At 43.1% G+C, this 25,198-nt stretch carries 26 protein-coding genes; 10 read left to right on the forward strand and 16 right to left on the reverse strand.

Annotation, left to right across the window (positions count from 1 at the left end; genetic code table 11):
- Positions 1–26: 26 nt before the first annotated feature.
- From AX660_RS20785 to AX660_RS20800, 4 genes are all read left to right on the forward strand, one after another.
- Positions 27–425, forward strand: coding sequence for a Sec-independent protein translocase subunit TatA/TatB (locus tag AX660_RS20785; RefSeq protein WP_068381596.1), 399 nt, complete (start codon positions 27–29; stop codon positions 423–425).
- Entirely contained in the window at positions 415–1,206 is a 792-nt protein-coding gene (gene tatC / locus AX660_RS20790) for a twin-arginine translocase subunit TatC (RefSeq protein WP_068381599.1), read from the forward strand. Before AX660_RS20785 ends, tatC begins: the two co-directional genes overlap by 11 nt.
- Before the next feature lie 224 nt (positions 1,207–1,430).
- Positions 1,431–2,873: an alkaline phosphatase PhoX gene (locus AX660_RS20795; protein WP_068381601.1), complete on the forward strand. Its 1,443-nt coding sequence runs from the start codon at positions 1,431–1,433 to the stop codon at positions 2,871–2,873.
- Between the two features lie 68 nt (positions 2,874–2,941).
- Entirely contained in the window at positions 2,942–3,517 is a 576-nt protein-coding gene (locus tag AX660_RS20800; protein WP_068381604.1) for a hypothetical protein, read from the forward strand.
- Positions 3,518–3,584: 67 nt separating this feature from the next.
- Here AX660_RS20800 and AX660_RS20805 read toward each other — a convergent pair whose 3' ends face one another.
- Together AX660_RS20805 and rsmI are read right to left on the reverse strand one after the other, a co-directional pair.
- The gene (locus AX660_RS20805) at positions 3,585–4,559 is read right to left on the reverse strand and encodes an FAD:protein FMN transferase (protein WP_068381607.1); all 975 of its coding nucleotides are present in this window, start codon (positions 4,557–4,559) and stop codon (positions 3,585–3,587) included.
- Positions 4,556–5,395 (reverse strand): 16S rRNA (cytidine(1402)-2'-O)-methyltransferase, encoded by an 840-nt coding sequence (rsmI, locus tag AX660_RS20810; RefSeq protein WP_068381610.1) that lies wholly within the window; start codon positions 5,393–5,395, stop codon positions 4,556–4,558. The genes AX660_RS20805 and rsmI overlap by 4 nt, the downstream gene beginning before the upstream one ends.
- 138 nt (positions 5,396–5,533) lie before the next feature.
- Here rsmI and AX660_RS20815 point away from each other — a divergent pair, with 138 nt between their 5' ends.
- Genes AX660_RS20815 through AX660_RS20835 form a run of 5 tightly spaced genes read left to right on the forward strand, consistent with a single transcriptional unit; the run spans position 5,534 to position 9,870 of the window.
- Positions 5,534–7,495 (forward strand): penicillin-binding protein activator, encoded by a 1,962-nt coding sequence (locus tag AX660_RS20815; RefSeq protein ID WP_068381613.1) that lies wholly within the window; start codon positions 5,534–5,536, stop codon positions 7,493–7,495.
- Positions 7,482–7,856, forward strand: a complete 375-nt coding sequence (locus tag AX660_RS20820; protein WP_068381616.1) for a YraN family protein — start codon at positions 7,482–7,484, stop codon at positions 7,854–7,856. Before AX660_RS20815 ends, AX660_RS20820 begins: the two co-directional genes overlap by 14 nt.
- A gap of 36 nt (positions 7,857–7,892) precedes the next feature.
- The gene (locus AX660_RS20825; protein ID WP_068381619.1) at positions 7,893–8,489 is read left to right on the forward strand and encodes a phosphoheptose isomerase; all 597 of its coding nucleotides are present in this window, start codon (positions 7,893–7,895) and stop codon (positions 8,487–8,489) included.
- A 1-nt stretch (position 8,490) separates the two neighbouring features.
- On the forward strand, positions 8,491–9,069 hold the full coding sequence (locus AX660_RS20830; RefSeq protein ID WP_068381622.1) for a BON domain-containing protein: 579 nt from the start codon (positions 8,491–8,493) through the stop codon (positions 9,067–9,069).
- A 54-nt stretch (positions 9,070–9,123) separates the two neighbouring features.
- The gene (locus AX660_RS20835) at positions 9,124–9,870 is read left to right on the forward strand and encodes a substrate-binding periplasmic protein (RefSeq protein ID WP_068381625.1); all 747 of its coding nucleotides are present in this window, start codon (positions 9,124–9,126) and stop codon (positions 9,868–9,870) included.
- Between the two features lie 102 nt (positions 9,871–9,972).
- Here the strand turns inward: AX660_RS20835 and AX660_RS20840 are convergent, their stop codons facing one another.
- The 11 genes from AX660_RS20840 to nadE all read right to left on the reverse strand — a co-directional run bounded on the left by AX660_RS20840 (position 9,973) and on the right by nadE (position 19,318).
- Positions 9,973–11,178, reverse strand: a complete 1,206-nt coding sequence (locus AX660_RS20840; RefSeq protein WP_068381629.1) for a M48 family metalloprotease — start codon at positions 11,176–11,178, stop codon at positions 9,973–9,975.
- A 261-nt stretch (positions 11,179–11,439) separates the two neighbouring features.
- The gene (gene recR / locus AX660_RS20845) at positions 11,440–12,039 is read right to left on the reverse strand and encodes a recombination mediator RecR (RefSeq protein ID WP_068381632.1); all 600 of its coding nucleotides are present in this window, start codon (positions 12,037–12,039) and stop codon (positions 11,440–11,442) included.
- Between the two features lie 20 nt (positions 12,040–12,059).
- Positions 12,060–12,386 carry a YbaB/EbfC family nucleoid-associated protein gene (locus tag AX660_RS20850; protein ID WP_068381636.1) on the reverse strand — a complete coding sequence of 109 codons (327 nt, stop codon included), beginning with the start codon at positions 12,384–12,386 and terminating at the stop codon, positions 12,060–12,062.
- Between the two features lie 26 nt (positions 12,387–12,412).
- Positions 12,413–14,809, reverse strand: coding sequence for a DNA polymerase III subunit gamma/tau (dnaX, locus tag AX660_RS20855; RefSeq protein ID WP_068381639.1), 2,397 nt, complete (start codon positions 14,807–14,809; stop codon positions 12,413–12,415).
- An 8-nt stretch (positions 14,810–14,817) separates the two neighbouring features.
- On the reverse strand, positions 14,818–15,354 hold the full coding sequence (gene apt, locus AX660_RS20860) for an adenine phosphoribosyltransferase (RefSeq protein WP_068381643.1): 537 nt from the start codon (positions 15,352–15,354) through the stop codon (positions 14,818–14,820).
- 58 nt (positions 15,355–15,412) lie between these two features.
- Positions 15,413–15,547, reverse strand: a complete 135-nt coding sequence (locus AX660_RS23655; RefSeq protein WP_268801398.1) for a hypothetical protein — start codon at positions 15,545–15,547, stop codon at positions 15,413–15,415.
- Between the two features lie 94 nt (positions 15,548–15,641).
- Positions 15,642–16,400, reverse strand: a complete 759-nt coding sequence (locus AX660_RS20865; RefSeq protein WP_068381647.1) for an HvfC family RiPP maturation protein — start codon at positions 16,398–16,400, stop codon at positions 15,642–15,644.
- Position 16,401: 1 nt separating this feature from the next.
- Positions 16,402–17,250 (reverse strand): HvfB family MNIO-type RiPP peptide maturase, encoded by an 849-nt coding sequence (locus AX660_RS20870; protein ID WP_268801399.1) that lies wholly within the window; start codon positions 17,248–17,250, stop codon positions 16,402–16,404.
- A gap of 194 nt (positions 17,251–17,444) precedes the next feature.
- Complete coding sequence (locus tag AX660_RS20875; RefSeq protein WP_068381649.1) at positions 17,445–17,951, reverse strand: HvfA family oxazolone/thioamide-modified RiPP metallophore; 507 nt, start codon at positions 17,949–17,951, stop codon at positions 17,445–17,447.
- Between the two features lie 173 nt (positions 17,952–18,124).
- The gene (locus tag AX660_RS20880) at positions 18,125–18,463 is read right to left on the reverse strand and encodes a P-II family nitrogen regulator (protein WP_068381653.1); all 339 of its coding nucleotides are present in this window, start codon (positions 18,461–18,463) and stop codon (positions 18,125–18,127) included.
- Positions 18,464–18,487: 24 nt separating this feature from the next.
- Positions 18,488–19,318 carry an ammonia-dependent NAD(+) synthetase gene (nadE, locus tag AX660_RS20885; RefSeq protein ID WP_068381655.1) on the reverse strand — a complete coding sequence of 277 codons (831 nt, stop codon included), beginning with the start codon at positions 19,316–19,318 and terminating at the stop codon, positions 18,488–18,490.
- Between the two features lie 194 nt (positions 19,319–19,512).
- Here nadE and AX660_RS20890 point away from each other — a divergent pair, with 194 nt between their 5' ends.
- Positions 19,513–20,052 carry a GspH/FimT family pseudopilin gene (locus tag AX660_RS20890; protein WP_235594802.1) on the forward strand — a complete coding sequence of 180 codons (540 nt, stop codon included), beginning with the start codon at positions 19,513–19,515 and terminating at the stop codon, positions 20,050–20,052.
- A 38-nt stretch (positions 20,053–20,090) separates the two neighbouring features.
- Here the strand turns inward: AX660_RS20890 and AX660_RS20895 are convergent, their stop codons facing one another.
- From AX660_RS20895 to AX660_RS20905, 3 genes are all read right to left on the reverse strand, one after another.
- Positions 20,091–20,492 (reverse strand): hypothetical protein, encoded by a 402-nt coding sequence (locus AX660_RS20895; RefSeq protein ID WP_068381658.1) that lies wholly within the window; start codon positions 20,490–20,492, stop codon positions 20,091–20,093.
- Positions 20,493–20,639: 147 nt separating this feature from the next.
- Entirely contained in the window at positions 20,640–21,104 is a 465-nt protein-coding gene (locus AX660_RS20900) for a type IV pilin protein (RefSeq protein ID WP_068381661.1), read from the reverse strand.
- A 2-nt stretch (positions 21,105–21,106) separates the two neighbouring features.
- A complete protein-coding gene (locus tag AX660_RS20905; RefSeq protein ID WP_068381663.1) occupies positions 21,107–25,189 on the reverse strand; it encodes a PilC/PilY family type IV pilus protein in 4,083 nt (1,360 codons plus the stop codon).
- Positions 25,190–25,198: the final 9 nt, after the last annotated feature.

A 25,198-nucleotide genomic window follows, 5' to 3' on the forward strand; every position in this document is an offset into this window, starting at 1 on the left:
CATATACATCCTATAGGGAGTAAACGATGTTTGATTTAAGCTGGATGGAGCTGCTGTTTTGTGCGGTCTTAGCCTTAATTGTTATCGGTCCTAAAGATTTGCCTAAATTATTTAAGGCGGTGGGTCAATTCATCGCAAAAGCCCGAAAAATGTATAAAAACATGCTGGGCAGTGTGCAGCAGCTCGAAAGGGAAGTAGATATTGCCTCAGGTAAACAGCAGGTGAATGAAAATTGGCGCGACATGTTACCCGAAGAAGTGCGTCATTTACCCTCTGACTTTTTACCTGGCAGCATGACAGCGGAACAGCATCTACAACGTCGTCAGGCTTTAGATTTAGCGCGGGAACAAGCTATTAGCAATGATGTTTGTGTGCAAAACCCCCAATCCATGGTGCACAAGGCAAGGGCTGATAATGCAAACTGATGACATGAATCTCTCCAAAGCTCCTTTGCTAAAGCACCTACTCGAACTGCGTACTCGTTTACTTTATTGCGTTAGTTTTTTCGCACTTATGTTTGGTATATCGTATTTTTTTGCGACCGACATTTATCACTTTTTACAACAACCTCTCATCAAAATATTTGGCCCAGATAGCGGCAGAAGAATGATCTATACAGGTTTGCATGAGGCCTTTTTTACCTATCTTAAACTGGCATTTTTCAGCGCCTTATTTTTTACTTTACCGCTCATTTTAATCCAAATTTGGCGGTTTATTGCACCTGGACTTTACCAACAAGAACAACGCCATTTGTCGCCGCTATTCTTGTTAACTCCAGTGTTATTTATCATGGGCTCTGCCCTCGCCTTTTACGTGGTAATGCCCCTCGCGTGGGAGTTTTTTATTAGTTTTGAAGCCCCGGGTGGCAACGATGCTATCAGTGTCGAATTAGAAGCAAAAGTCAGTGAATACCTAGGCTTAGTGATCAAACTCATCATCGCCTTTGGTTTAAGTTTTGAGTTACCCATATTATTACTGGTCATGGCCAAAGCAGGCCTTGTGACGGTGAAAGGATTAAGAGAATATCGCCGCCATGCCATCGTTGGGATTTTCCTTGTGGCAGCGCTAATGACACCACCGGATCTTATTTCGCAAATCGCCTTAGGCGTGCCGGTATTTGCATTGTACGAGCTTTCGATTCTATTGATCATGTGGACACAAACCACCTCCAGTGCAGCAAATAAAGCACACACAAACCCACTCTGAGACTGATGTGCACTTATACCCAAGTGGTATAGGTGTCTGTTCAATCAGCTTGTCACCAAAATGTAAGCTAACTGTCACCAAAACTTGGCAAAACTGTAAAGCAAATTAACGACAACTGTCATACGCCTCTTTTAGCCTTGCTGTGTCAGGGCGAGGTCATTCACGCAGTTTGCGAATAGGCCCTTAAAACGTAAGTCACTCACTCAACAATTTAAGGAATTCACATGAGCCAAAATACTATTTTGCCCAATGAGCTTAACGAACAAAGTGCTAAACCCTTAGTTAATCGCCGCGACTTTATTAAAGGTGGTTCAATGGTTGCTGCAGGTACAGCCTTTGCTGCAATGTCTAGTCGTACTGTTGCCGCAAATCTGCCGTATACAGATTCTTACGGTCCCTTAAGTCCAGTCGCTGACAAAGCAACGGGCTTGGAGTTACTAGCCCTACCTGCAGGATTTGAATACACCTCTTTTGGTTGGACAGGCTCGATGCAGGCGGATGGACAACCTACTCCAGGAGCACACGATGGCATGGCACCTGTTGCAGCTAAAGGTAATGTTATTTGTTTAGTACGTAATCATGAGCAAGGTAGCAGCGGCCACACATCAGCACCTCGTGGTGGTCGTGGGGTTTACAACTCTGCCCAGCGCGGCGGCACCACCAATATATTATTTGATACTGTGCAAGGTAAGTTTTTATCTTCTTACAACAGTTTAGGTGGCACCATTCGTAACTGTAGCGGTGGCCCAACACCTTGGGGAACCTGGATGTCGTGTGAAGAAACCTATCAAAATGCCCAAGGTCTTTATCACGGGTTTGTCTTTGAAGTCCCTGGTTTTGGGATGTCTGATGGCCAACCTATCGTAGAAATGGGACGTTTCTCCCACGAAGCAGCAGCCGTTGATCCTGCAACAGGTTATGTTTATGAAACAGAAGATGCAGGTAGTTCAGCCTTTTATAAGTTTGTACCTGCTGGCGCATGGGGAGATTTAAAATCAGGTGGCCGTTTATATGCCATGGTTCTCGACAATACTCCACGAGTTAATCTACGTGGCGGCTTGACTGAAGGTACAGTTTGGAACGTGAGCTGGCAGGAAGTACCCGAGCCAGAGGCATACAATAGCACTTGTTTTAATCAAGCCTTTGACGCCGCCATCATTGAACGTGGTGAAGGTTGCTGGTACGACGATGGTAAAATCTACTTCGTTTCAACTTCGGGCGGCGCCGCTAATTTTGGCCAGATCTTTTGTTACGATCCGCGCAAAGAAACGCTGACCATTATTTTTGAATCTCAAAGCCGTAATGAAGTTGATGGCCCAGACAATATTGCCGTCAGCCCGCGCGGTAATATCTTAATGTGTGAGGATGGAGGCTCCAACCCAAAACGTTTAGTAGGCCTAACGTTAGAAGGTAATACTTTCCATTTTGCTGAAAACCGTATTGCTCTCGACCGCGGTGATTTAGCCACTATTGATAACGCCTTTCCCGGCACAGCAGCAAACTTTTTAAGCAGTGTTGGTAACTCAAATGATGGCTCGCAACGTCGTAGTTTTACCAGCAGTGAATGGGCCGGAGCTTGTTTTCACGACCGCTGGTTATTTGTCAACATCCAAACCCCAGGCGTGACCTTTGCGATTACCGGTCCTTGGGAAAACGGCGCCCTATAACTCTCAAATTGATTATGTTGGAAGCCTTGATGGCTTCCAACATTGATATAACCAGTAAGGAATACAACATGAAATATTTAAAAAAATTAGCGGCAATAAGCACATTGTTGATGCTAAGTCATTTTAGCCAAGCGAGTTTGTTAAGCTTGCCTGGCGATGGTAATTACGCAGGGGCGGTAACAAGTGACAATGGCTGGACCTTCAACATGGGTTCGGACCAAGTGGATTTTTGGACATTCTCATTAGCACAAGATGCCACCATGTCTTTTGACGTAGTGTCCGATATTGTCTTTGGTCTTAGTCTCTATAGCGGCACTTTGTTTACCGATCCTGGTTTTAACTTTTCTAATTTTGCCAGTTTTGATGGACTGTTTGGTGAATCAATGAACTATGCCGTTGGCACCGATCCATTCACACCTTTATCAGGTAACAGCTTAACGGATATCTTTCTCACTGCCGGAAACTATACCCTCGCCTTAGGTGGCAACGATGTGGGATTTGATTTTTTTGGTGAATATCAATATTTAATGAATGTATCCACTCAATCTACACCTCAGGTTTCAGAACCCAAGGTTGCTTTATTGATGTTGGTATTAGCCGGTTTAGTCAGTATGAGAAAACGTTTTTATTTAACAAAACGATAGCCGCATAACATTTTTAGGGGGTGTTTTGGCTTGTATTGCTAATATCGGTAAGCAAGACAAACATACCCTAACGTTGGGCTAAATCCTCGGAATAGTGCAGTTTACGCTGATTATCCACAATAATGCCGTCATAACCCGGTGTACGATTGAGTAAGTCCATACCTTGCTGCACACCTAAGACAAATACCGCAGTAGAAAGCGCATCATTTAAAGTACTGCTGGGGCCGATTATCGATACACTTTGCACCTCATAACTTGAATGCCCACTTTTAGGTGACAGTATGTGATGGTAACGCTGGCCGTCCTGTTCAAAATAACGTTCATAATCACCTGAGGTCGACAAGGCAATATCGGCCAAGGGTAGGATCACCGCCTGTTTATCTGCATGTCTGGGATCCCGTATACCGACCATCCAAGGTTTACCCCGTCTATCGCCTAACAAACGGGTATCACCACCGGCCGTAACCAATGCATGTTGAATACCCATGGCCTGCAAAATGGCGATAGCATTATCGACAGCATGACCTTTGGCGATTCCACCCAAATCAATTTTCACTTTAGGATGCTGGTAGAAGATAGTTTGTTGTTGGCTATCGAGTAACAAATGCCGAAAGTTAATGGCTTCGAGCAAGGAACTAACTTGCTCTTCAGAGGGCTTGTGCTGCTGACGGTAATCATACAAATACCCCACACTAGCAAAAGTAATATCAAAGGCACCTTGGGTTTCTTTGGATAATTCGATTGACAGCGCGATGAGCTCAAACAGTTCTTTTGATACTTTAACCGGCCGCTGCGCCGCATTTTCATTAAGTATAGACAGCTCACTGCTGGCGATATAAGGGCTCATCAACTGGTTAATGCGCTCCATCTCAACCATCACTGCTTGAGTTGCTTGTTGCCCTAATTGGACATCATCACTCCACACTTCAACCTGAATATTAGTACCCATGATGCCTTGTTTATCTTGATACCAAGCGGCACTGAGCGAAAAACTTAGACTTAAGAATAAAGGATAAAAAACAAGTCGAAGCTGCAAACTCATTGATTAAGATCCAAGCCCATTTGATAAAGAATATTTTTTTTCAACGAATAATGTTCGGCCACTATGGCAGCGGCTTTTTTCAAGGGCAGTTCTTTCATTAATAAAGTCAATAAGGCCATGGCTTCGCTAGACACCTCGCTTTGATTGACTTTAACGCCTGATATCATCAAGACAAATTCGCCGCGCTGATGATTAGGATCAGCCTCTAGCCACGTATGGCAATCGGCAGCCGTGCCTGAATAAAAGGTTTCAAAGGTTTTTGTGAGCTCTTTGGCTAAAACGATCTCGCGCTCTGCGCCGAGTACTTCAACGATATCGGCAACAGTTTGCGCGATGCGTCTGGGAGACTCGTAAAATACACTGGTAGCTGATTCCAGTAACAAGGTGGCTAAAGCTTGATGTTTAGCCTGCATTTTAACCGGCAAAAAACCTTCAAAACGAAAACGGTCAGTAGGCAAGCCCGCTGCACACAGGGCTGTTGTCGCAGCACAAGGGCCGGGCAAGGGAATAACCGTAATATTGGCCGCGCGGCACTGATTGACTAAACCATAACCCGGATCGCTAATGAGTGGCGTGCCAGCGTCTGAGATCAACGCGACATTCAGCCCCTGCTGAATTTTATTGATTAATTCCAACGCTCGTTGGGCTTCATTATGATCATGTAAGGAAATCAAACGAGTTTGAATATCATAATGTTGTAACAACTTAAGACTATGCCGAGTATCTTCGGCAGCAATCAAATCAACCTCGGCTAATATTGCCAATGCTCGGTGACTGATGTCAGCCAAGTTTCCAATTGGCGTGGGCACAATATACAATTTTCCAATTTCACTCACCTGCACTGCTCCTATTCAAGCGCTTAGCCCAATTTGCCATTAAAGCTATTTCCGCCGACTGAACCCAATCGCTATGCGGGTAGATATTTCTTTGCGTTACTATAAACTATTCGTCATATTTTTTACTGGGTTTGTGGCATGAGTTTGTATCGTTTTTTATTAACATCTTTAGTGGTTTTACTCTTAGCCTCTTGCGGTGGTGCGTCAACTAAGCCTGTTGAGGCACCTACGGTGAATCAAGCTACTCCATCTCGCCCCCCGGTTATTGATACTAAAAAAGATTATATAAAGATAGCCGAAGAAACCTTTGCCCAAACTGGTTCACTCAGCCAACGCAATGAGTGGTTAATTAAGGCTGCTGAGGCATTGCAGCAACAAGGTGAGTGCAACAAAAGCCTAAAATTCTTACAAGTTTTACTGCCAGAACTCACAGAACAGCGTCAGATTAATACCGCGCGACTAATATACAGTGAATGTTTAGTGACCTTAGGAACACCAGAAGCACTGGACTTAGCCAAACAATCCTTGAGTGATATAAAACTGATCACTGGCTACGAACATCGAGTTTATGCCCTGCAAGCCACCTTGTTTAGTCAGCAACAAGCCTGGCTAAAAGCGAGTCAGGCCTTATTACGCTCAGATATGCCTGAACCAGCCAAAAGCCAACAAATTTGGCGTTGGTTGCAAAACCTTGAGCTGAGTGAACTACGCCGTGCGCAAAGTACTCATGGGCAATTACAAAGCTGGCTACAACTCAGTATTATTCTGCATCTAAACGGTTTAAAACCACAGCAACTTATCGAGCAAGTGGCCAATTGGCAGAGTACCCATAGCCAACATGCCCTAGCAAGCAACCTGCCGCCAGAAATTACTAGAGCGTTAACTCAACAAGCCTTACCTGCCGCCAATATTGCCGTATTGCTGCCACTTAGCGGTCGTTTAGCCAGCCAAGGGTTGGCCCTAAAAGAAGGTATATTGGCGGCCTACTTAGCTAACTTAGCCAAAACGGCATCACAAGACACTACCATGGCAACCAACAATAGAGAGCCTGCCTATAATCTCTACACTAACAACCAAAACACTCAAAGCATTGCCGATACGCGTTATCGCAAACTACGTTTTTTTGACTCGGCTTTAAAAACCCCTGAGCAACTCAATGCCTTAGTCGCAGACTACGATTTTGTTTTAGGCCCTTTGTTGAAAGAAAGCATTACCGCCCTAAGTACCCTGCTACCTGAAGATAAAGTGATGCTGGCACTTAATCGTACTGACAGTGACTTGGTCAATCCTACTACCAATATCTTTAATCCAGGTTTAAATAGAGAACATTACTTTTTTGCTCTTGCCCCAGAAGACGAAGCCGAACAATTGGCCTCTTATATCAAACAACAAGGCTATCGCCACCCGATTATATTTACCGCCGACAACAGTGTGACCAGCCGTATGACAGATGCTTTTGTGGCTCGCTGGAAATCCGGTGGTGAGATACTTAAACAACCTGATATCGCGGTATTCTCTGATAGTAAAGATATGCGTCAGCAAGCCGAATCTCTGCTGGATGTTGCTCAAAGTAAGGCCCGAATCAGGCAAATGGAAAACGTGGCAGATGTTGAAGTGTTTAGTGTTGAACGTAACCGCCAAGATGTTGATGTGATAGTGCTGTTTGCCAATCCTGAGCAAACCGAATTACTCAATCCTATTATTGAAGCCAGTTTGAGCCCTTTTGCGGCCAAACCACTCGCAGTATTTGCTTCATCGCGCAGTTACAGCATGGAGTTAAGTAAAAATAGCCTACGCGATCTGCGTAATCTGACTTTTAGCGATATGCCCTGGATGTTACCAGGTCACCCCTGGAGCAACTTAGCCAATCAAACTAACGAGTTATGGCCCCAGCGTCAGGACTCTTTATTACGTTTGTTTGCTATGGGTTTTGATGCCTATGAATTGATTGATAACCTACGTCAGTTAAAAGGTTTACCACAATTATCCAAACAAGGCTTAACAGGTAAACTCAACGTGGCAGACAATGGCGTATTACATCGCCACTTGCCACTGGCTAAAATCATTCAAGATAGGGTAACCGTGCTTGCAGTGGATTAAACAGGCACTATCGCCACTTATTGGTCAGCAAGGTGAAAGGCTGGCCAAACGTTATCTCGAAAAAAACGGTCAAAGCTTTGTTGCGCAAAATTACCGCTGCCGCAATGGCGAGATAGATCTCATTATGCGCGAACAGGGCACCTTGGTATTTGTCGAAGTCAAATTTCGCAGTAAGGCTCACTATGGTAATGCGGTAGAATACTTTCATGCGAACAAACGACGTAAATTTGAATCGGCCATCGCCCATTATCTGCATCAAGCCGGACTGAATCCCAGCATTGTGGCCCATCGTATCGACTTAGTGGGTATTGAACTTAATGCCCAAGGCACGGCGCAATATACTTGGTTACAAAATGTATAAAATTATTTCGCCCTTACAGGCTCTAATAGGACAATTATGGTAGAAAATATCAAAGCTAACTTTAATGAAAGCATTCAGACAAACATTGCGTCTATGGAGCTGCTTTCTGAGGCTATAGCGGCGGCTACCTATATGATGGTTAATGCGCTGGTCAACGGTAATAAGATTTTATGCTGTGGTAACGGTGGTTCGGCGGTCAGTGCTCAGCATTTTTCGTCGTTATTGCTCAACCGTTTTGAACGTGACAGACCCAGTTTACCCGCCATGGCGCTTAGCCCTGACAGTGCAACGATTACTAGCATAGCCAATGACTTTCATTTTGATCAGGTCTATGCCAAACAAGTCAGAGCATTGGGTCAAGCTGGCGATATATTGTTAGTGATGTCCACCACGGGCCATTCGCGTAATTTGATTAACGCGATGGAAGCAGCACTGAGTCGAGACATGACCATAGTCGCTTTAACCGGCAGGGACGGTGGCGAAATGGCAGGTTTAGTCAGCCAAGGTGATGTGGAAATCCGGGTGCCATCCAATCGCACTTCTCGTATTCAAGAAGTGCACTTTTTAATTACACATTGTTTATGTGAAGGCATAGACGATTGTTTGTTTCCGCAAAATTTACAGGAGTTTTAAGGTGTTAAGCATTAAAAAAAGCGTGGCTATTGCCTTGTTATTGGGTGTTACAACGATTCAGGGTTGCGCAGTATTAGTCGTAGGTGCCGGTGTGGGAGCCGCTTCAGCCGCCCATGATCGCAGAACATTGGGCGCTCAAGTTGACGATAAAACAGCAGCCAGCAAAATTTCAGTGGCACTAAATGAAGTAGAGGCCTTAAAAAAACATACCAACATAACCGTGCAGGTTTTTAATGGTACCGCTTTATTAGTTGGTCAGGCACCAAGCAATGAACTGATCCAATTGGCTCAACAAACGGCCGGTTCAATTAAAAATATTAAAAAGTTACATAATCAAATTCGTCTAGGTAAACCAATTTCTACCAGTGCAGCAGCCAACGATGTATGGTTGGCGTCTAAAGTTAAAACTCAGTTACTGGCAGATAAACGAGTAGATGGTCTTAATGTCGAGATCGAAGTGGAAAATGCTGAAGTGTTTCTGATGGGTTTGGTCAGTCAGCAAGAAGCCAACATTGCTGTAGATATCACCCGTAATATTGAAGGCGTTAAACAAGTGGTAAAAGCCTTTGAATACTTTTAAGTTTGGGCTTATTACGTAGCTTATGTTCTACTTTTAGTACTTGATGTATTTTAATTGTTAGTTGAGTTGTTGAGTTTGTATCAATTTTTAGCGGGTATTTCCTTGTTAGTTTTTACTCTTTGCTTGAGTAATTCAACACTGGCAAAAGAGCAGATCCAGGTGGTTACCGAAAATTGGTACCCCTATAACTATCTGGATGAAAAGCAGCAGGTAGTGGGGCAATCCACTACCTTAGTCAAACAAGTACTAAGGGCTGCCGAAGTGGATTTTACTTTCGATCTATATCCTTGGACGAGAGCAATGAACCTTGCCAAAACCACCCAGAATGTATTGATCTATACAATTTTACAAACTCCAGAGCGTCAATCCATGTTTCATTGGATTTGTCCTATTGCCGCTAAAAATCTCCACCAACTTTACCGCTTGAGTAGTAGATCTGATATCGACATAACATCAGAGCAAGACATTAAAAACTACAGTGTGGCAGTTACCCGCGACACTTTTTTGCACAAATTAATGCTGAAGTTGGGTTTGAAAGAAGGGCAAAACTTGCAGGTCACTGGCGACGATAAAATCAACGCGACATTATTGCTGGCAGGCAGAGTGGACATATTGCCGGAATTACAAAGTTCGGTCTATCGGCAACTGGTAACCCAGGGGTTGGATAAATCTTATGTTACGCCCCTGCTCAGCTTATCAGCCAACCATTACCCCGATTACTGCATGGCCCTAAGCAAACCAACTCCGCTGGAGTTGGTAGAAAAGATCCGTGCAGCTCATCAAAAAATTACTGACCAATAAACTTAAGTCAGTTGCAGTGAATATGTCTTTGCTGAGGATTTTTACTGAGTATATCGGAATGAAAAACAACAAGTTTTACTCCGTTATACATAGGTTTGATTACTATCGACAATCACTCGGCAGTTGAGCACTATCAATATTTTGCCCATAACATGTCCACTGCACACTACCCTCAAGAAATTCTGGTTCTAAAACAATATATTGCTCATCCCCTGAACTTGTTAAACCCGTTTTAATGCCAATCACACCTTGATCATACATGCCAATATCAAAGTTGTTTTTCTCATTAATGATGGACGCGCTTGCATAGCCTAAATCAATCATTGATGTAGGCCATTGCTCATTGCTTAACACATACTCTGTCACTTTACCTTTCACTTCGATTGATGAAGAGTAAGCCATGACAATCCGCGATTTTTCGACGTATTCTTGATAAGCAGGAAGTGCTAGCGCGGCCAATACCCCCAGAATAGCAATAGTAATAATCAGCGAACCTGCGCCTCCAGCGCCGAATCTGGGGATAAAAAAGGCAAGGAACCAGGCAAATTTATGGCGTTTTGGATGCTTAAGCACTTGCCCATTTTTTAGTGCAATCGCAGCTGCCATTCTTTTTGTTAACCAAGGATAGTCTCCAGTTAGTTCATGGAAAGACATCCAAAAACCACTGGTTTGTTCAACCTGGGTCAGATAACTGTTTATATTTAATGTTTTCCATCTGCTATTTCCAGCCGCAATAGCAGCCAAAGCATATTTAATATCATCTTCTGAATCGCAACATGCCACACCATAACGATCACAAGTATATTCTTCAGCCCGTCTTAGTGCAGTTCCAAGTACAGGTAAAATGCTGGCAGGAAAAATAAAAGAACTCCAGCTCAGATGTTTACGATGTATGTGCCCCAACTCATGACCAATATAAAAATCAATTGCACTAGGATGTTCTTCGAGGGCATCTATAACATCACTAAACAGTACAACAAAATAACGCCCCAAGAATTTAGTGGCTAGAGCGTTAAAATAATCAGTCCTCAGAATATAGGCTTCTGGTACGTTTTTTAAACCTACTTTGGAGCAACCATTAATCAGTTTTTCATGTAAATCAGGATATTGGTCGCTGGTTATTTTCACTCCAGTACCTTTAAGATGAGAAATAAATGCTGAATGGGCAAATAAGAAAAATAAATAGCCGAGCAGTAAATAAAGCAACACTATCCCGATTGTGCCAACAATAATGGCAATCCAGAAAATAGTTGAAATGATGACAGCGATTGAAAACAGCTTTTTTTCGTTTTTATAGATTAAATCCATTTAAATACCTTAAAAGTGCTTGATACATAAGAAACATTGGACTGTCTTGCAGAGCACAAATTCGTTTAGAAACAGGCCTTTGATGGCTGTTTAAGTAAAGGAGTTTATGAGTAGCCAGTGTGTGAAAATAAATTGACCGTGTTGTAACACGAAGGTTAAATGCTTGTATAGCTTGAACTATATGTTTTTCTGCTCTGAAACCTGCTTTTTAAAGCTCTTGCTCGAAACTATTCACTAGTTTCTAGCGACTAGTTTTGAAATCTAGATAACCCGCCTGCCACTAAAGGCATGAGTCAGGGTATTGCCATCGATAAATTCTAGCTCGCCACCTACCGGCACACCATGGGCAATACGGCTTGCTTGAATGGTATGAACTTTACACATCTGGGCAATGTAATGCGCCGTTGCTGCACCCTCAACCGTGGGGTTGGTTGCTAGTATCACTTCACTTATACCACCGGCCTGCAAAATCTGTTCTAGCTGATCCAAACCGATATCCGCAGGGCCAATACCATCAATGGGCGATAAATGCCCCATCAAAACAAAATAACGACCTTTAAACTCAAGAGTTTGTTCAACCGCCAGGACATCTTGCGGCGATTCAACCACACACAATAATTCAGAACTTTGACGTTTGGGATTGGCACATATTTCACATAAGGCGTTTTCACAAAAGGTACGGCACTGCTCACAGTGTTTAATATGCTCCATGGCATTGTGCAGTACTGAGCTTAAACGCAAAGCCCCATTACGATTGCGCTCAAGTAAATGAAAAGCCATACGCTGGGCACTTTTGGTACCCACACCCGGCAATATCTTTAAGGCATCGATCAATTCTTTGATTAAGGGGCTAAATTGCATGTTGAATAATCTGTTACTGACTAAAACGGCATCTTGAAGCCAGGAGGCATTGGCATACCACCAGTGACATCAGCCATTTTTTCTTTGGTGGTTTCTTGCACTTTGCGCACGGCGTCATTAATGGCTGCAGCGACTAAATCTTCGATCATTTCTTTGTCGTCTTGCATCAAACTTTCATCGATTTCGACTCGGCGAGTCGCGTGATTACAAGTCATAGTCACTTTAACTAAACCAGCACCTGATTGACCAACCACTTCGACCTTAGCTAGCTCTTCTTGATTTTTTTGCATGCGCTCTTGCATTTGTTGCGCTTGCTTCATGATATTGCCCATACCACCTTTAAACATAATGTCTCTCTCTCTTTAAATTTTAATTATCTGGCTTGAATGCTGGTTTTATCTACTTTAGCTGCAAACAATTCTTCCATTAAGGCTACGCTACTATCACTACTTATCACCTGATGAGCGTAGTCTTGGCGGATCTGTTGAATTTTTTGTTGAATAGCAAAAGGAGTATTTATGGGGTTGCCCAGCTCAATTTCAAGTTCGACTGTTTGGCCAAGATGGGCTGACAGTGCATCATTAAGCTGTTTTTGCGCTGAAGGCGTATTTAAGTGTTGTTTAGATTCGAGTAATACCAAACGGACAACATTGCCTTGCTGGGCAAACGAAGAATGTAAAGCCAGTTGTTTGGTTAAAGCAGTAACATGAATACTGTCGATAAGCCGGCTCCAATCATCAAGCTGAGTTGCCGATTGCACCTTTTGCTCGTCTTGCAAAAACACTGGGATTTCTAAATTAACTTCGCCTTGTTTATCTAAAGCGAGATGCCCGTGGGTATCAAAAGGCATATAGACTTCTTGCTGAGGTATGTCAGCAAGTGGTGCCAATACTTCCTCAACCAATTCAGGGCTTGATGAATGCTCTACTTCTGTCATTGACCAAGGTGGTAGTGTAGCTTTGTCACTTTGTATTGGTGACGCTGCGTCTGCTGTTGGTAAGGCGCCACTAGTTGGAATATCTAAGGGTGGAGACTCTATCCCAGCAGGTTTAGTTTCAACACTAGGCTCGGTAGCAAAGTTGGTGGGGCGTAAAGACGCCAAGTTTGGTACCGCACTTGGTTCAGACTTTTTTCCCTTTGTCTCACTCTCCTCAACTAGGGCCTGCTCTTGCAACAATTTTTTACGTAAGGCTAACATTGCTTCTGTATTGCTCAAGCTTGTAGGACTTGATAGTTCTGGCGCAAGATGCTGATTTTGCTGTTTATTATCAACTCCAGCCACTTCATCAGTAGGTACTAAGGCGGTATAACCGTAATCCTCAATTTGCCTGAAAATCTCTTGCTGTTGTTCAAACAAATCTTGCTCATAGTCACTATTGGCAGAATCTTGCTGTTCATCATCATCGACTGCCGATGCATAATAGTCAGCCTCATCTGCTAGGTATTCTGTGTTCTGTGGCTGCTCAATCGCTTGATTTACGAGTTCTTCTGGCGAGGTTTGAGCTTGCAAAGCAGCCACAGGTGGAGCTTCTATTGCTGTATGTATCGGTGGATTTTCTGCGCCAACAAGGGGCTGCTTATCCTGTTGTTTATCCTCTGGCTGACGTGGCTCGACCTGAGGTGCTGTAACAATTGGCACTGGTTGAGGTGCTAATGAAGCCAGATCTAGTGGTGTTAATACCAGCTTATCCGGACAAAAAGCCAACATACGTAACAAGGTCATTTCGACACCTGAACGGGGATCAGCTGCATGGGCTAAATCTTTTTTGCCGTTTAATACAATTTGATATAGCAGTTGAATGTGCTCGGGAGCAACGGCTTTGGCTAACTGAAAAATAGCTCTGGCCGCGATAGTTTCGAGCTTACAGGCCTCTGGCACCATCTGAGTTAAGGCGACTTGATGCAACAAGCTCATTAACTCGGCGAGTACCTGACTAAAGTCAGCGGCTTGCATCGACATATGCTCAACCAAGTCCATCATCTCAGCGCTATTTTTTTGCAATACCGCGTTGAGTAATTTCAGTACCAGGTTTTTATCCATCAAACCGAGCATGGCGGTCACAATGGGTAAACTCACCACACCATTACCTTGGGCAATAGCTTGGTCAGTTAAACTCAAGGCATCACGCATACTGCCTTGAGCGGCACGGGCTAACTGACTTAAGGCTTCGGCATCAAAGGTGAGTTGTTCTTGCTGCAAGATGAAATCAAGCTGTTTGGCTATTTGCGTGCGGGATAAGGCTTTAAGATTAAACTGCAAACAACGAGACAAAATAGTTACCGGCAGTTTTTGTGGATCAGTGGTCGCCAGTAAAAACTTTACATGGGGAGGTGGCTCTTCCAGCGTTTTAAGTAAGGCATTAAAGCTGTGTTTAGACAGCATGTGCACTTCGTCAATGAGGTAGACTTTATAACGACCACGACTAGGACGATATTGCACGTTATCGAGTAATTCGCGGGTATCTTCGACCTTAGTACGTGAGGCGGCATCTATCTCTAACAAATCAATAAAATTGCCTTGTTCAATCTCCACACAAGTACTGCACTTTCCACATGGAGTGGCAGTCAAACCTGTTTCACAATTTAAGCTTTTGGAAAATATCCGCGCGATAGTGGTTTTACCCACTCCGCGTGTACCGGTAAACAGATAAGCATGGTGTAAACGATTATTATCCAAGGCATTAGAGATGGCGGTTACGACATGTTCTTGTCCGACTAATTCGGCAAAACAGTTGGGGCGCCATTTTCGTGCTAATACCTGATAACTCATCTAATTAGTTACTCGCCTTCAAATTCACAGATTGAAAAACTAGTCACACCATTGTCGAGCAGTCGTTGTTCACCACCCAGTTCAGGCAGTGAAATCACAAAACCGGCATGTTCTACAATGCCACCCAAACGGCGGATCAATGTTGCGGTAGCGATCATGGTGCCGCCAGTAGCGAGTAAATCATCCAGCATCAACACTTTTTCACCGGGTTTGACGGCATCTTGATGGATTTCTAATGAATCGGTACCGTATTCAAGTTCGTAACTTTCGCTGATCACGGCTCGTGGCAATTTACGTGGTTTACGTACGGGTATAAAACCAATACCTAACTCAATGGCCAGCGGGGCACCAAACAGAAAACCACGGGCTTCGGTGCCAGCAACTTTGTCAAACCCCATAGGTGCATAATGTTTCAGCAATAAGGCAATCGTTTGCGAATACGCTTTGTGATCTTCTAATACAGAAGTGACATCACGAAACATGATCCCAGCTTTGGGATAATTAGGCACGGTCTTAATGACCGACTTTATATAGGCGGCGGACACAAATTTCCCCGTTGTTAACGAAACAAAAAATATTTAAATAAAGTATTTAAAAATGAAATTATAGGTAGTACACAAACCAACCAATGATGGCGTTCATCAAAGGTAAAGCTAACAAAACCACTAACGCGGCTGCAACATACCCCCAGCTAAAAGGATCATTTTTTGCATTTTCATGTTGCATATCTTGTTGCATAGCGGGACTCCAAACAGACAATAATGATTGAATCAAATCAGGGGCGAGATGGTAAAACAAAGTGCTGCAAATTGGTAGCTTTTACATTGGCGCACTAAGACTCTGCACAGGGCAATAGAATCTCTTTTGTTAACATTTGTTGGATAATTTCAGACAGCGCTGAATCCAATTGTACTAATGATAGTTGTGGTAAAATTGGGGCTAAAACATCGTGAAGCTCATTAATATTAATACTTTCTTGCTGTTGAATGATATCCAGTAAATGTGCCGTTAGTGGGTTGAGTAGAACAAAATTCACTTCATCTTGTTTATCTCGGCAAACCACCAAATAAACAGCTTCACCCTGCTGTTGTGGTTGAAACTCAGGGCTGACCTGATGTACCGGATAGTGATAACTCACCAAGGAAGCTAAAGGCGAAAACTGCACTGCCTTAACCTCAGATTGTCCATCCCAAAGCACGATATCTTGCTCTGTTTTACGAATACTGACAGACAGCTCTAACCATTCGTAATGGGCCAGTTCTTTTAGAAAAGGCGGATCATTTGGCTTTAACTCATATTCTTCACTTAAAAATTCAACAAACTCTAAACTGATATCAATAAAGTAGGGTGAGCGACAATGATGACTGGCCATAAACTGGCGAGCCAAACGCCGCCATTCATTAGTGTTATACAGCGACTCAAGGACAGGAAACCCAGAACTTAAAAAGCCTAAAATATTATTAAAAAACAGCTCTCGATAAATACTCAGCCTACGCTCTTCTATAACTTGATCTGAGCCTAGCTCAAAAGGATGCTGTTCAGGATCTTTCAGGTGAGCAACAAAATGATGCTGAATGTTTTGGAAATCCATCTTATGCCAGCCTTTTGCTAACATTTGCCAACGCTGCGGCCTGTTGCAGTTGTTTGATATGGGTGACTTCGCTGAGTAACTCAGTCAATGGTGGAATATTAAAATCACGCTCAAGCACTGTTGGAAAAACGCCATGTAATTCATAGGCTTGTTGCAATAATTGCCAAACAGGCTCAATGACATCGGCGCCGTGAGTATCGACTTTTAAATCATCGGCTTCATCATAATGCCCGGCAATGTGGCCATAGGCTATTTTATCGCTCGGCATCGCTGCTAAAAACTGGCTGGCATCATAACGATGGTTAATAGAGTTTACGTAGATATTGTTCACATCGAGTAAGAGCATACAGCCGGACTCTTTAAGTATGCTCAAGGTAAACTCTTGCTCGGTCATTTGCTGACCCGGCGCGGCATAATAGGATACGTTTTCTAAGACCAAAGGGCGTTCAAGAATATCCTGTACTTGCTTAACTCTTTGCACCACATGTTTGACTGCTTCCTCAGTAAAGGGAATTGGCATCAAGTCATAAAGATGGCCATTGCCTGAGCAATAACTTAAATGCTCGCTATAAAACAGAATATGGTGTTCGTCTAAAAAACCTTTAACGGCCTTAACAAAATTCACATCCAATGGATCGGGGCTACCAATAGATAATGACAGACCATGGCAGACAAAGGTGTTTTGCTCGGTAAATTGGCGCAATATTTTTTGATATTTACCGCCCATGGGGATCCAGTTTTCTGGGGCTATTTCCCAAAAATCCATGCCTTGGGCACTTGGCAAAACGTGGCTAAGCATCTCACGACGCAAACCGAGCCCAGCCCCACTTAAGGTTTTGCTATTTAACACCGCAACACGCCCCCCAATTTCATAAATGATAAGGCCAGCATAAGCTGGCCTCGTTTATACCCTACCCTCTTGAAATTGCACTTTTGTTGGCTTCACTCATTCGCCTTGATGTGCTCTAGTCACTTGAGCTCAAGGGGTCTCATTTATATGACGCCGCCGTGTAATTCCAATGGTGTGGGATAAGACCTGTTGACTTAGGCTTGACCACCACACTTGCCTTCGCCACATTTACCTTCTTTTTTCATTTTATCTTTGGCTGCATCTTTGGTTTTATCGGCACCACATTTACCTTCGCCGCACTTACCCTCTTTTTTCATTTTGTCTTTGGCTTTATCGGCGCCACATTTGCCTTCGCCACACTTACCTTCACCGCATTTGCCTTCTTTCATGTCTTTGGCAGCGTCTTTGGCTTTATCACCTCCGCACTTCCCTTCACCACATTTGCCTTCGCCGCATTTACCTTCTTTCATATCTTTAGCCATGGCTTTGGCTTTTTCTTCACCACACTTGCCTTCTTTATCTTTGGCATCTTTGCTTTTGTCTGCGCCACAACTGCCTTCTGCAGCACTTAACATATAACCTGATTCTAAAGACTGCATGCCAAAAGGATTAGTAGTGGCTTGTGCGCTTAGACTGGCTAAAGAGCCAATCACCACAGCTCCAATAGAACTTGCGATAGTGGTTTTTTTAATTTGTTTCATAAGTGATATCCTTGAGTTGTAACACAATTACGGGCTTGGTACGTTTACGTTCAGAACAGCAGACCTAGAGTCGCATTTATTTATTTCATCCATAAACACTTTTCACACAAATTAACGATTAATTAACAATTAATCGAGTTGAATTGCAGTTCGCGAGCAAAAGGCTGTGTGTTTTACACAGCATCTTCGTTTTCTTCTCCGGTACGGATACGGATAACGCGCTCAACATCAACCACAAAAATTTTACCGTCGCCAATTTTACCGGTTTGCGCTGTTTGCATAATGGCTTCAATGACCCTGTCTAACAAGGCATCTTCGATCACAATTTCCATTTTGATTTTAGGTAAAAAGTCTACATTGTATTCAGCCCCGCGGTACATTTCGGAATGACCTTTCTGACGTCCAAAACCTTTTACTTCTGTTACCGTAATACCACTTACCCCAGCCTGTGCCAGTGCCTCGCGCACGTCATCTAGTTTAAAAGGTTTGATGATGGCTTCTACTTTTTTCATTTTGTGATACTCATATTGTGAGGGTTAATCATAGATAGTGGGAATAGGTACACGTTTATGTTGAGTACGAACAAAGATATTAACTAACTTGTCCGCAACTTCAGTGGCCACGGCTTTACCTTCTAAAAAGTCATCAATTTGCTCATAACTCAAACCAAGAGCTTGTTCATCGGTTTTTTGTGGTGCCAGAGACTCAAGATCGGCTGTGGGAGCTTTGTAAATAACCTTATCAGGAGCGCCAAGATAACTCGCCACTTGCCTGACTTGCCTTTTATTCAAACCAAACAAGGGAGCCAAATCACAAGCGCCATCACCATATTTAGTATAAAAACCGGTAATATTTTCGGCAGAGTGATCCGTACCCAAAACCAAACCATCCAGCATACCGGCAATTTCATACTGAATGATCATGCGGGTACGGGCTTTGACATTACCTTTGACAAAATCCCGTTTTGAATCGCTCTGTGGCAACAGTCCCAGATCAGCTAAAGCCAAGCAGGTTTGTTGATCAATTGCATCCGCTCCTGGCTGCACATTGACGGCTATGTTTTGGCTAGGCTGAATAAAATCAATCGATGCCTGAGCATCAATCTCATCGGCTTGCACATTGTAGGGCAAACGCACAGCGATAAAACGATAAGCCCCCGCGTGCTGCTCATTTAGTTCATCAACCGCAAGTTGGGCTAATTTGCCTAGCGTACACGAATCAATGCCGCCACTAATCCCCAAGACCAATGTTTTTAGCCCACTATTTTGGAGTTGTGTTTTGATAAAAGCAATTCGACGTTTCACTTCAAATACCGGATCAATTTCCGGTAATACACGCATTTGCTCAATTACTGTAGAAGTTAACATCATTCAACCCTATTATTTTCTTAAACTTCTGGATGCCCAGTGTTGGTATTAATATTCACATGTCTGCTTAGGATCTGCATTAACAAATAAGCCTATATGTATAGCAATTCTAACCATGACAATACATTTTATACCAAACTTTTAGCAAATTAGTTTATGTTATCACTATGTGATGAAGAGGAATGCCTGTGAGAATGCAAAAAGGGTTATCCCTGATTGAAATGTTAGTCAGCCTAGCCATAGTCTCGATAATAGCTATGGCTGTCAGCCCAAGTATTCAGAGCATTCTGATAAAAAACAGAATTGTATCTGAAATCAATGAGTTAAGCGCGGTAATTCAGTTTGCCCGCAATAACGCCATCGATGAGCAAATTACCACCGTGGTATGCCCATCAGCAGATTATTTAGCTTGTAACACCAACTGGAACGATCCCAAAATAGTCTTTGTGGACAGTGATAACGATGGCGATCGTGGTGCGGCAGAAGAACTCTTAGCAACAACTAGCGCCATATCCGACAACAATATCCTTAGTGGGCCCAACCTCCCCTTATTTTTTACCCCTAGCGGTGAAGCACTCGCTAATACCATATTATTGTTTTGTCACAAGAGTAAAAAGGCAGATTACGCACGCTCACTGACTATCGCCTTACAAGGACGTGTCAAAGTCAGTAGTGACAGTGACAGAAATGGCATTCATGAAGATGCTACAGGTGCGGCCCTTAGCTGCCCTTAGATACTAAGTTCACATTATATTTATTACCAAAGTTGAAATTAGTTCTCCTTTATTTTTGAACCTTTCAACACCAGCTCTTTTGTACTTTTTATCACTATATCGTTGCTTGCAGTTACTTGAATATTGCGACCATTAATCTCAATGTCACCGTTTTTTGACAAAACAATCGACGCTTTACCCGCTTGTAAAGTGAGTTTATCGGCGGCGCTTAGTAAAGTCTTTTTGCCCGACTCGATATGCATATCACGTGATGAACTAAGCACTAAACCACCATCAGAACGGGTTTTAAGCAAGGTTTTTAACTCAGCCAGCTCTTTTTGTACTTCACTCAGTTGCTTTTGCAGTTTAACAAGCTCGTCATTTTTGAGCTGCTCAGCCGCGGGGCTCAAACCTGACACCAACAAAAAACATAACAGCACCACTATCCGATTAATACTCATAACAAAACTCCTAATTCATAGATTAAGCAAAGTTAAGTATTGATAGTAATGCATTATTAAAGATTATCGAGTAGGCAATAAAAAAGCTGAACAGACAGTTTTGAAATTATCGGTTCAGCTCAGTTTGAAAGCATCAGTTAATTGGGGTTAACAACTCCAGCAATATTCTGCCGCACTGACTGAGCCGTTATTGTCTTTGTCCCACGCCCGTCTGCCATCACTGTAAAATAATAGACTGCCGTCACCACTTTGCATGCTGCTGGATGTGGGCTTGGCTTCCAGTATGTAATTACTACCAGCCGCCTGTTTGATGGTTAAATCATATTTACGGTCAGCATATGGCTCGGCTGAGGGAGAATGTTTGTGATAGATAGTGGGAGCGCCAGTATCGGCTGCCGACACGGCGGCGGCCTTATATGTAAAACTTGCGGCTTTGTGACGCTCCATCGCCGCAGCAAAAGACATCAAATCCGCCTGGGCAGCAGAACGATTACTGCCCTTAATAAATCCTTGATAACTCGGGTAAGCAATCATGGTAAGGATGCCCATAATAGCCACCACTATCATCAGTTCAACCAGCGAAAACCCTGTATTGTTTGTTCGTTGATACATGTCTATTGCCTTTCAGTTTCGGTTTTCCAGCTACTTTTTTGTACTCGTTCAAAGTTACTGTAGATATTTTCTGCCAGACAACCAAAATCTGAGGTACAAGCGACTTGGTTGCCATTAGCGTCCAGCTCAATAACCGTGGATGCACATTCGGTACCTAAGCATACTATGGGTTTAATAATATCTTCTATTAGGATCTTAGTATCTGGCGCAATCCCAGTTTGTTTCAATTGAGCATAGCGGTCTTGATGATCCGATTCACCATTTTTATTCAGATCCGTTACCGCATTACCGTTTATTAACTCCACCAAATACGCGCGGCTATTACCCGAAGGTGGTGCACAAGCGCTTTTACTGGCTGTGGCAGGTAAATAGGTGGTAAAAATAATCTGATAATCCAAGATCAAAGGTGAGGCGAGAACTTTCTCTCCTCCTTCATCCAGTTTTAAATACCAGCCAGACAATTGTGCAAACTGATTGGCCTCCACTTGCTGCACTGTGGTATCGCTAGAGGTTAAGAGATGACTAGTGGCATCGTATAAACTTGAGGTACTAAGTACGGTTGAAGGTAAAGAGTAATCTCCATCAACATCTAGGGTAAATACGCCGGTATCTTTAATCATGTAAAAATGATCTTCAATAACGCTGTTCAGTGGATGGGCTCTGAAACCCGAGCCTAAGGCAACAGCGTAATAATGCTCTGCACCTAAGCTAATTTCGGTCACATCTGGGCCATAATAAAAACGACGATTATCTGCAGCGGTACTGCCACCAAAATCCGCCATTAAACCACCCGTCACCAAATCCGCTAAACTTTCACCGTTATGAATATCTAAACGAAATAATTGCCCGCCGGTATCAGCAACATACATATGATCAGCAAAACCATCGTTGTCACGGTCTATCACCGAAATCCGTGCAGGGATACTGTATTGCATCGTACTGAGGTTAAAGTTTGCGCCATTATTACTTGCCGACCAAATTAACTGGCCATTATCAGCATCAACAATATAGACAGCATTACCAACATTGTCGGCACTACGCGTAGCTTTACTGTCTTGATCTTCATCGTAACCACCACCAAATATCAGTACGTTTTTAGCCGTCGCGCCTAGGCGAATTTTAGTGATTGTAGGTTTTGACCAAGTTTGACCTAACTTGGCAAAGTTAGCGCTGCCACCTTCAATTTTAAACAATAACTTAGGTGATGTTTTGCTGGTGATATCAAATGCATAATAGTTTTTGCCACCGCGGCGCATGCCCACATACAGGTATTTGTTATTACCCACGGTGCGTAACACCATGTCACCATCTAAACCATAAATATGTGAAAAGGTTGAACTATCACGATAAAGATCATAAAGATTACCCATCAATTCTCTTGGCATAATGGCAAAGTTTTCAGTGCCGGTATTAGGATCAAAAGAGTGCAGATAACCATGATTGGTGGCCACCAATACAGCACTGTCAGTGAGGGTATAATTAACAATCACAGGCTGAGAATGGATCGGATCGCCCATTTGCTGACGAGTATCGTTATACAGTCCGTCACCGTCATCATCGCGCACATCAACACCACGGGCCCATTGCAATACCGTTTCACGCACAGTGGCTGAATTCGGTACAGCTGCAATCCCTAAATCATTAACGGTAAAATTGCTATTGTTTTCGTGTACCAAATTAGCGGCCGTCAAAATATTACCGCTACCAGAGAAGGCATAAACATTTCGTGGCAAACCCATTTGACTGGCGGTCCCACCGTCACGCACATCATTACCATCGGCCAAAACTGACCAATAACTATGAGAATTGTCGCTGAAAAATCCAGTTAAACTATCCACCGCGTTAATCCCGTTTTTATCCAGAATATCCGCACCATTCAATTTATATTTTTTCAGATTACCCGGCCATAAGGTACCTTCAGCAGGTTTAAATAAAGCAAAATACAGTTCGTCATTATGGGTCAAACGATTAAGTTGGTTAACTGCTACACCTGGCGAAACAAAGGTTGCATTGACATCTTTAACGGTTTTTAGAATCGACTGAAACACCGTGACTAAATCCGCGGTATTAGTTGCGGTATAAAAACCACCATTACCCTTTATGGCTAAGTCATTTAAAAAAGCATTGGCGGCGTTATTGGCGGCAAAACCAATAGTATGAGTGTAAATCTTACTATCGATGACGGACTCATCTGCATCACCGATATTGTCAATCAGGTCCAAACCACACTTTTCGCCCCCCGAACCACTACAGTTTTTACCCAATAAATTCTGAATTTTAGTCACGCTGTGGTTGTTATTGGCTTCACCGTCCGATAACAACACAATATGGTTATTGGTTTGGCACTGCCTATCAACCACTGGTGAAATATAGGTTGCACCAGCCGGGATATATTCATTCATACAAGCAGAGACACCTAAGTCATCAACCGTACAGCCGTTAGGCAAAACCGAATCACCACCGATATAACTCAAGCGACTACTAACCCGAGTATTACGCCTTACGTTAGATGCAGTAGAACTCTCCCCACGCTTAAGACCATAATCTACGTCAAAACCTGCATAATAATTGGCCGCCTCGTAAAGCGTATCCACAATAGGGGTATAACCTTCAGCACTGAGTGCTTCAACCTGAGAAATCAAATGATCCCGAACAGTCGAAGATTGCCCAGGCGTTGCCGGACCTTCAAATTCGATCACTAATCGAACGGTACCTGAAGGCTGACCATTGTAGCTATACGCACCCCGAGTTCTATTAAAGTTACTAAATATAAACATCATGTCATTGCCGGGATTCCAACCACCACGATTAACGATTTGCTGCACGATGTTGGTTACTGAAGGGCTTTGATAAACGTTGTTTTTGTACCAGCGACCGATATTAGTCCAGTTAACCGAGGCGGTTTTATCCATGTTTCTAAGCAGGTAACGTGAGTAATTATTAAAACTACTCACATCATTTTCATCGACTCCACGTATAGTAAAAGAGGCAGTGTCGTTTGAACTGTTTTGATATGCCGTAAATTCCAGATAAGCATTAGCAATAGAACCATTTCTAGGTATCTGTACTTTGTTGAAAGTCACCCCAATATAAGCATTAGAGCTAGATGAAAAACTTAATTCACTACCAGTAGATTCATAACCATCAGAGCGCTCTTCAGCATTGTACTTTTGCGAACTGACTTGATAACTAAGCTCGCCTTTTACACAACCTGTTGCTGTGGTGTCATCGTAAATGATAACCAAACGCGGTGAAATTCCTGATCCTTCTTCACTAGCGACAGCCTTACGTGCACTACTTGCACTACCACCTACACTGTTAATTAACAGGCTTAAAGCATTGCCACCACACCACGAGCCTTGATCAACCACTTCCTGAATGATGCTGGTTAAATCAGGTGACGCGATGGTTTCACCGGAGATTGGCCAATCATTACTGGTGTTCCACAGCACTGAATTGTTGGTTTTAGTACGACTACTTAAGTTATTACTCGAGGTCGCAAAGGCCGCTGAGTTGCCTGCAAGTTCAGCACTAAAAGTGATGTCAGTAGCACCGGTATTAAACGCACTTGAGGTAAACCTTAGGTAAGCTCCGGTAATAGTGGCACCACGGGGAATATTCAAATTTTGATAACGTAAACCCAGCAATACCGAGGACGTACCTTCCGATACTTTTAAGGTGCTGGCGTTGGTATTAACTGTCGAACCAATCTGGTAAGCATCGTCATTGCCACTGCTAATTGAGGTGATAATTTCTGGTTTAACCGCATCATCAATAGGCCTGATAGGGTATAAAACCGGCCCACCGTAATCTGAAAAACGCATCAAACCTGCGTTAACGTTAGTCACCGAACTTAAGGTCTGTTTTAGGGCATTTTGCACCCGCAACATTCTTGACTCAGAACCACCATCTTTGTCAGTCATACTGCCAGAGGTGTCCATAATAAATAAGATATTAGGGTCGTAAGTGACTTGGGAGCCCGCTACCCCAAGATAGATTTCTAGGTCGTCGGCCATGGAAATCGTACTGAAAGAACTAAAAATAACGATACTAAAAAATGATTTAAGGATTTTTGAAATAGTCATAAAGGCCCC

Source organism: Paraglaciecola hydrolytica (assembly GCF_001565895.1).
In the GTDB taxonomy this organism is placed as follows: domain Bacteria; phylum Pseudomonadota; class Gammaproteobacteria; order Enterobacterales; family Alteromonadaceae; genus Paraglaciecola; species Paraglaciecola hydrolytica.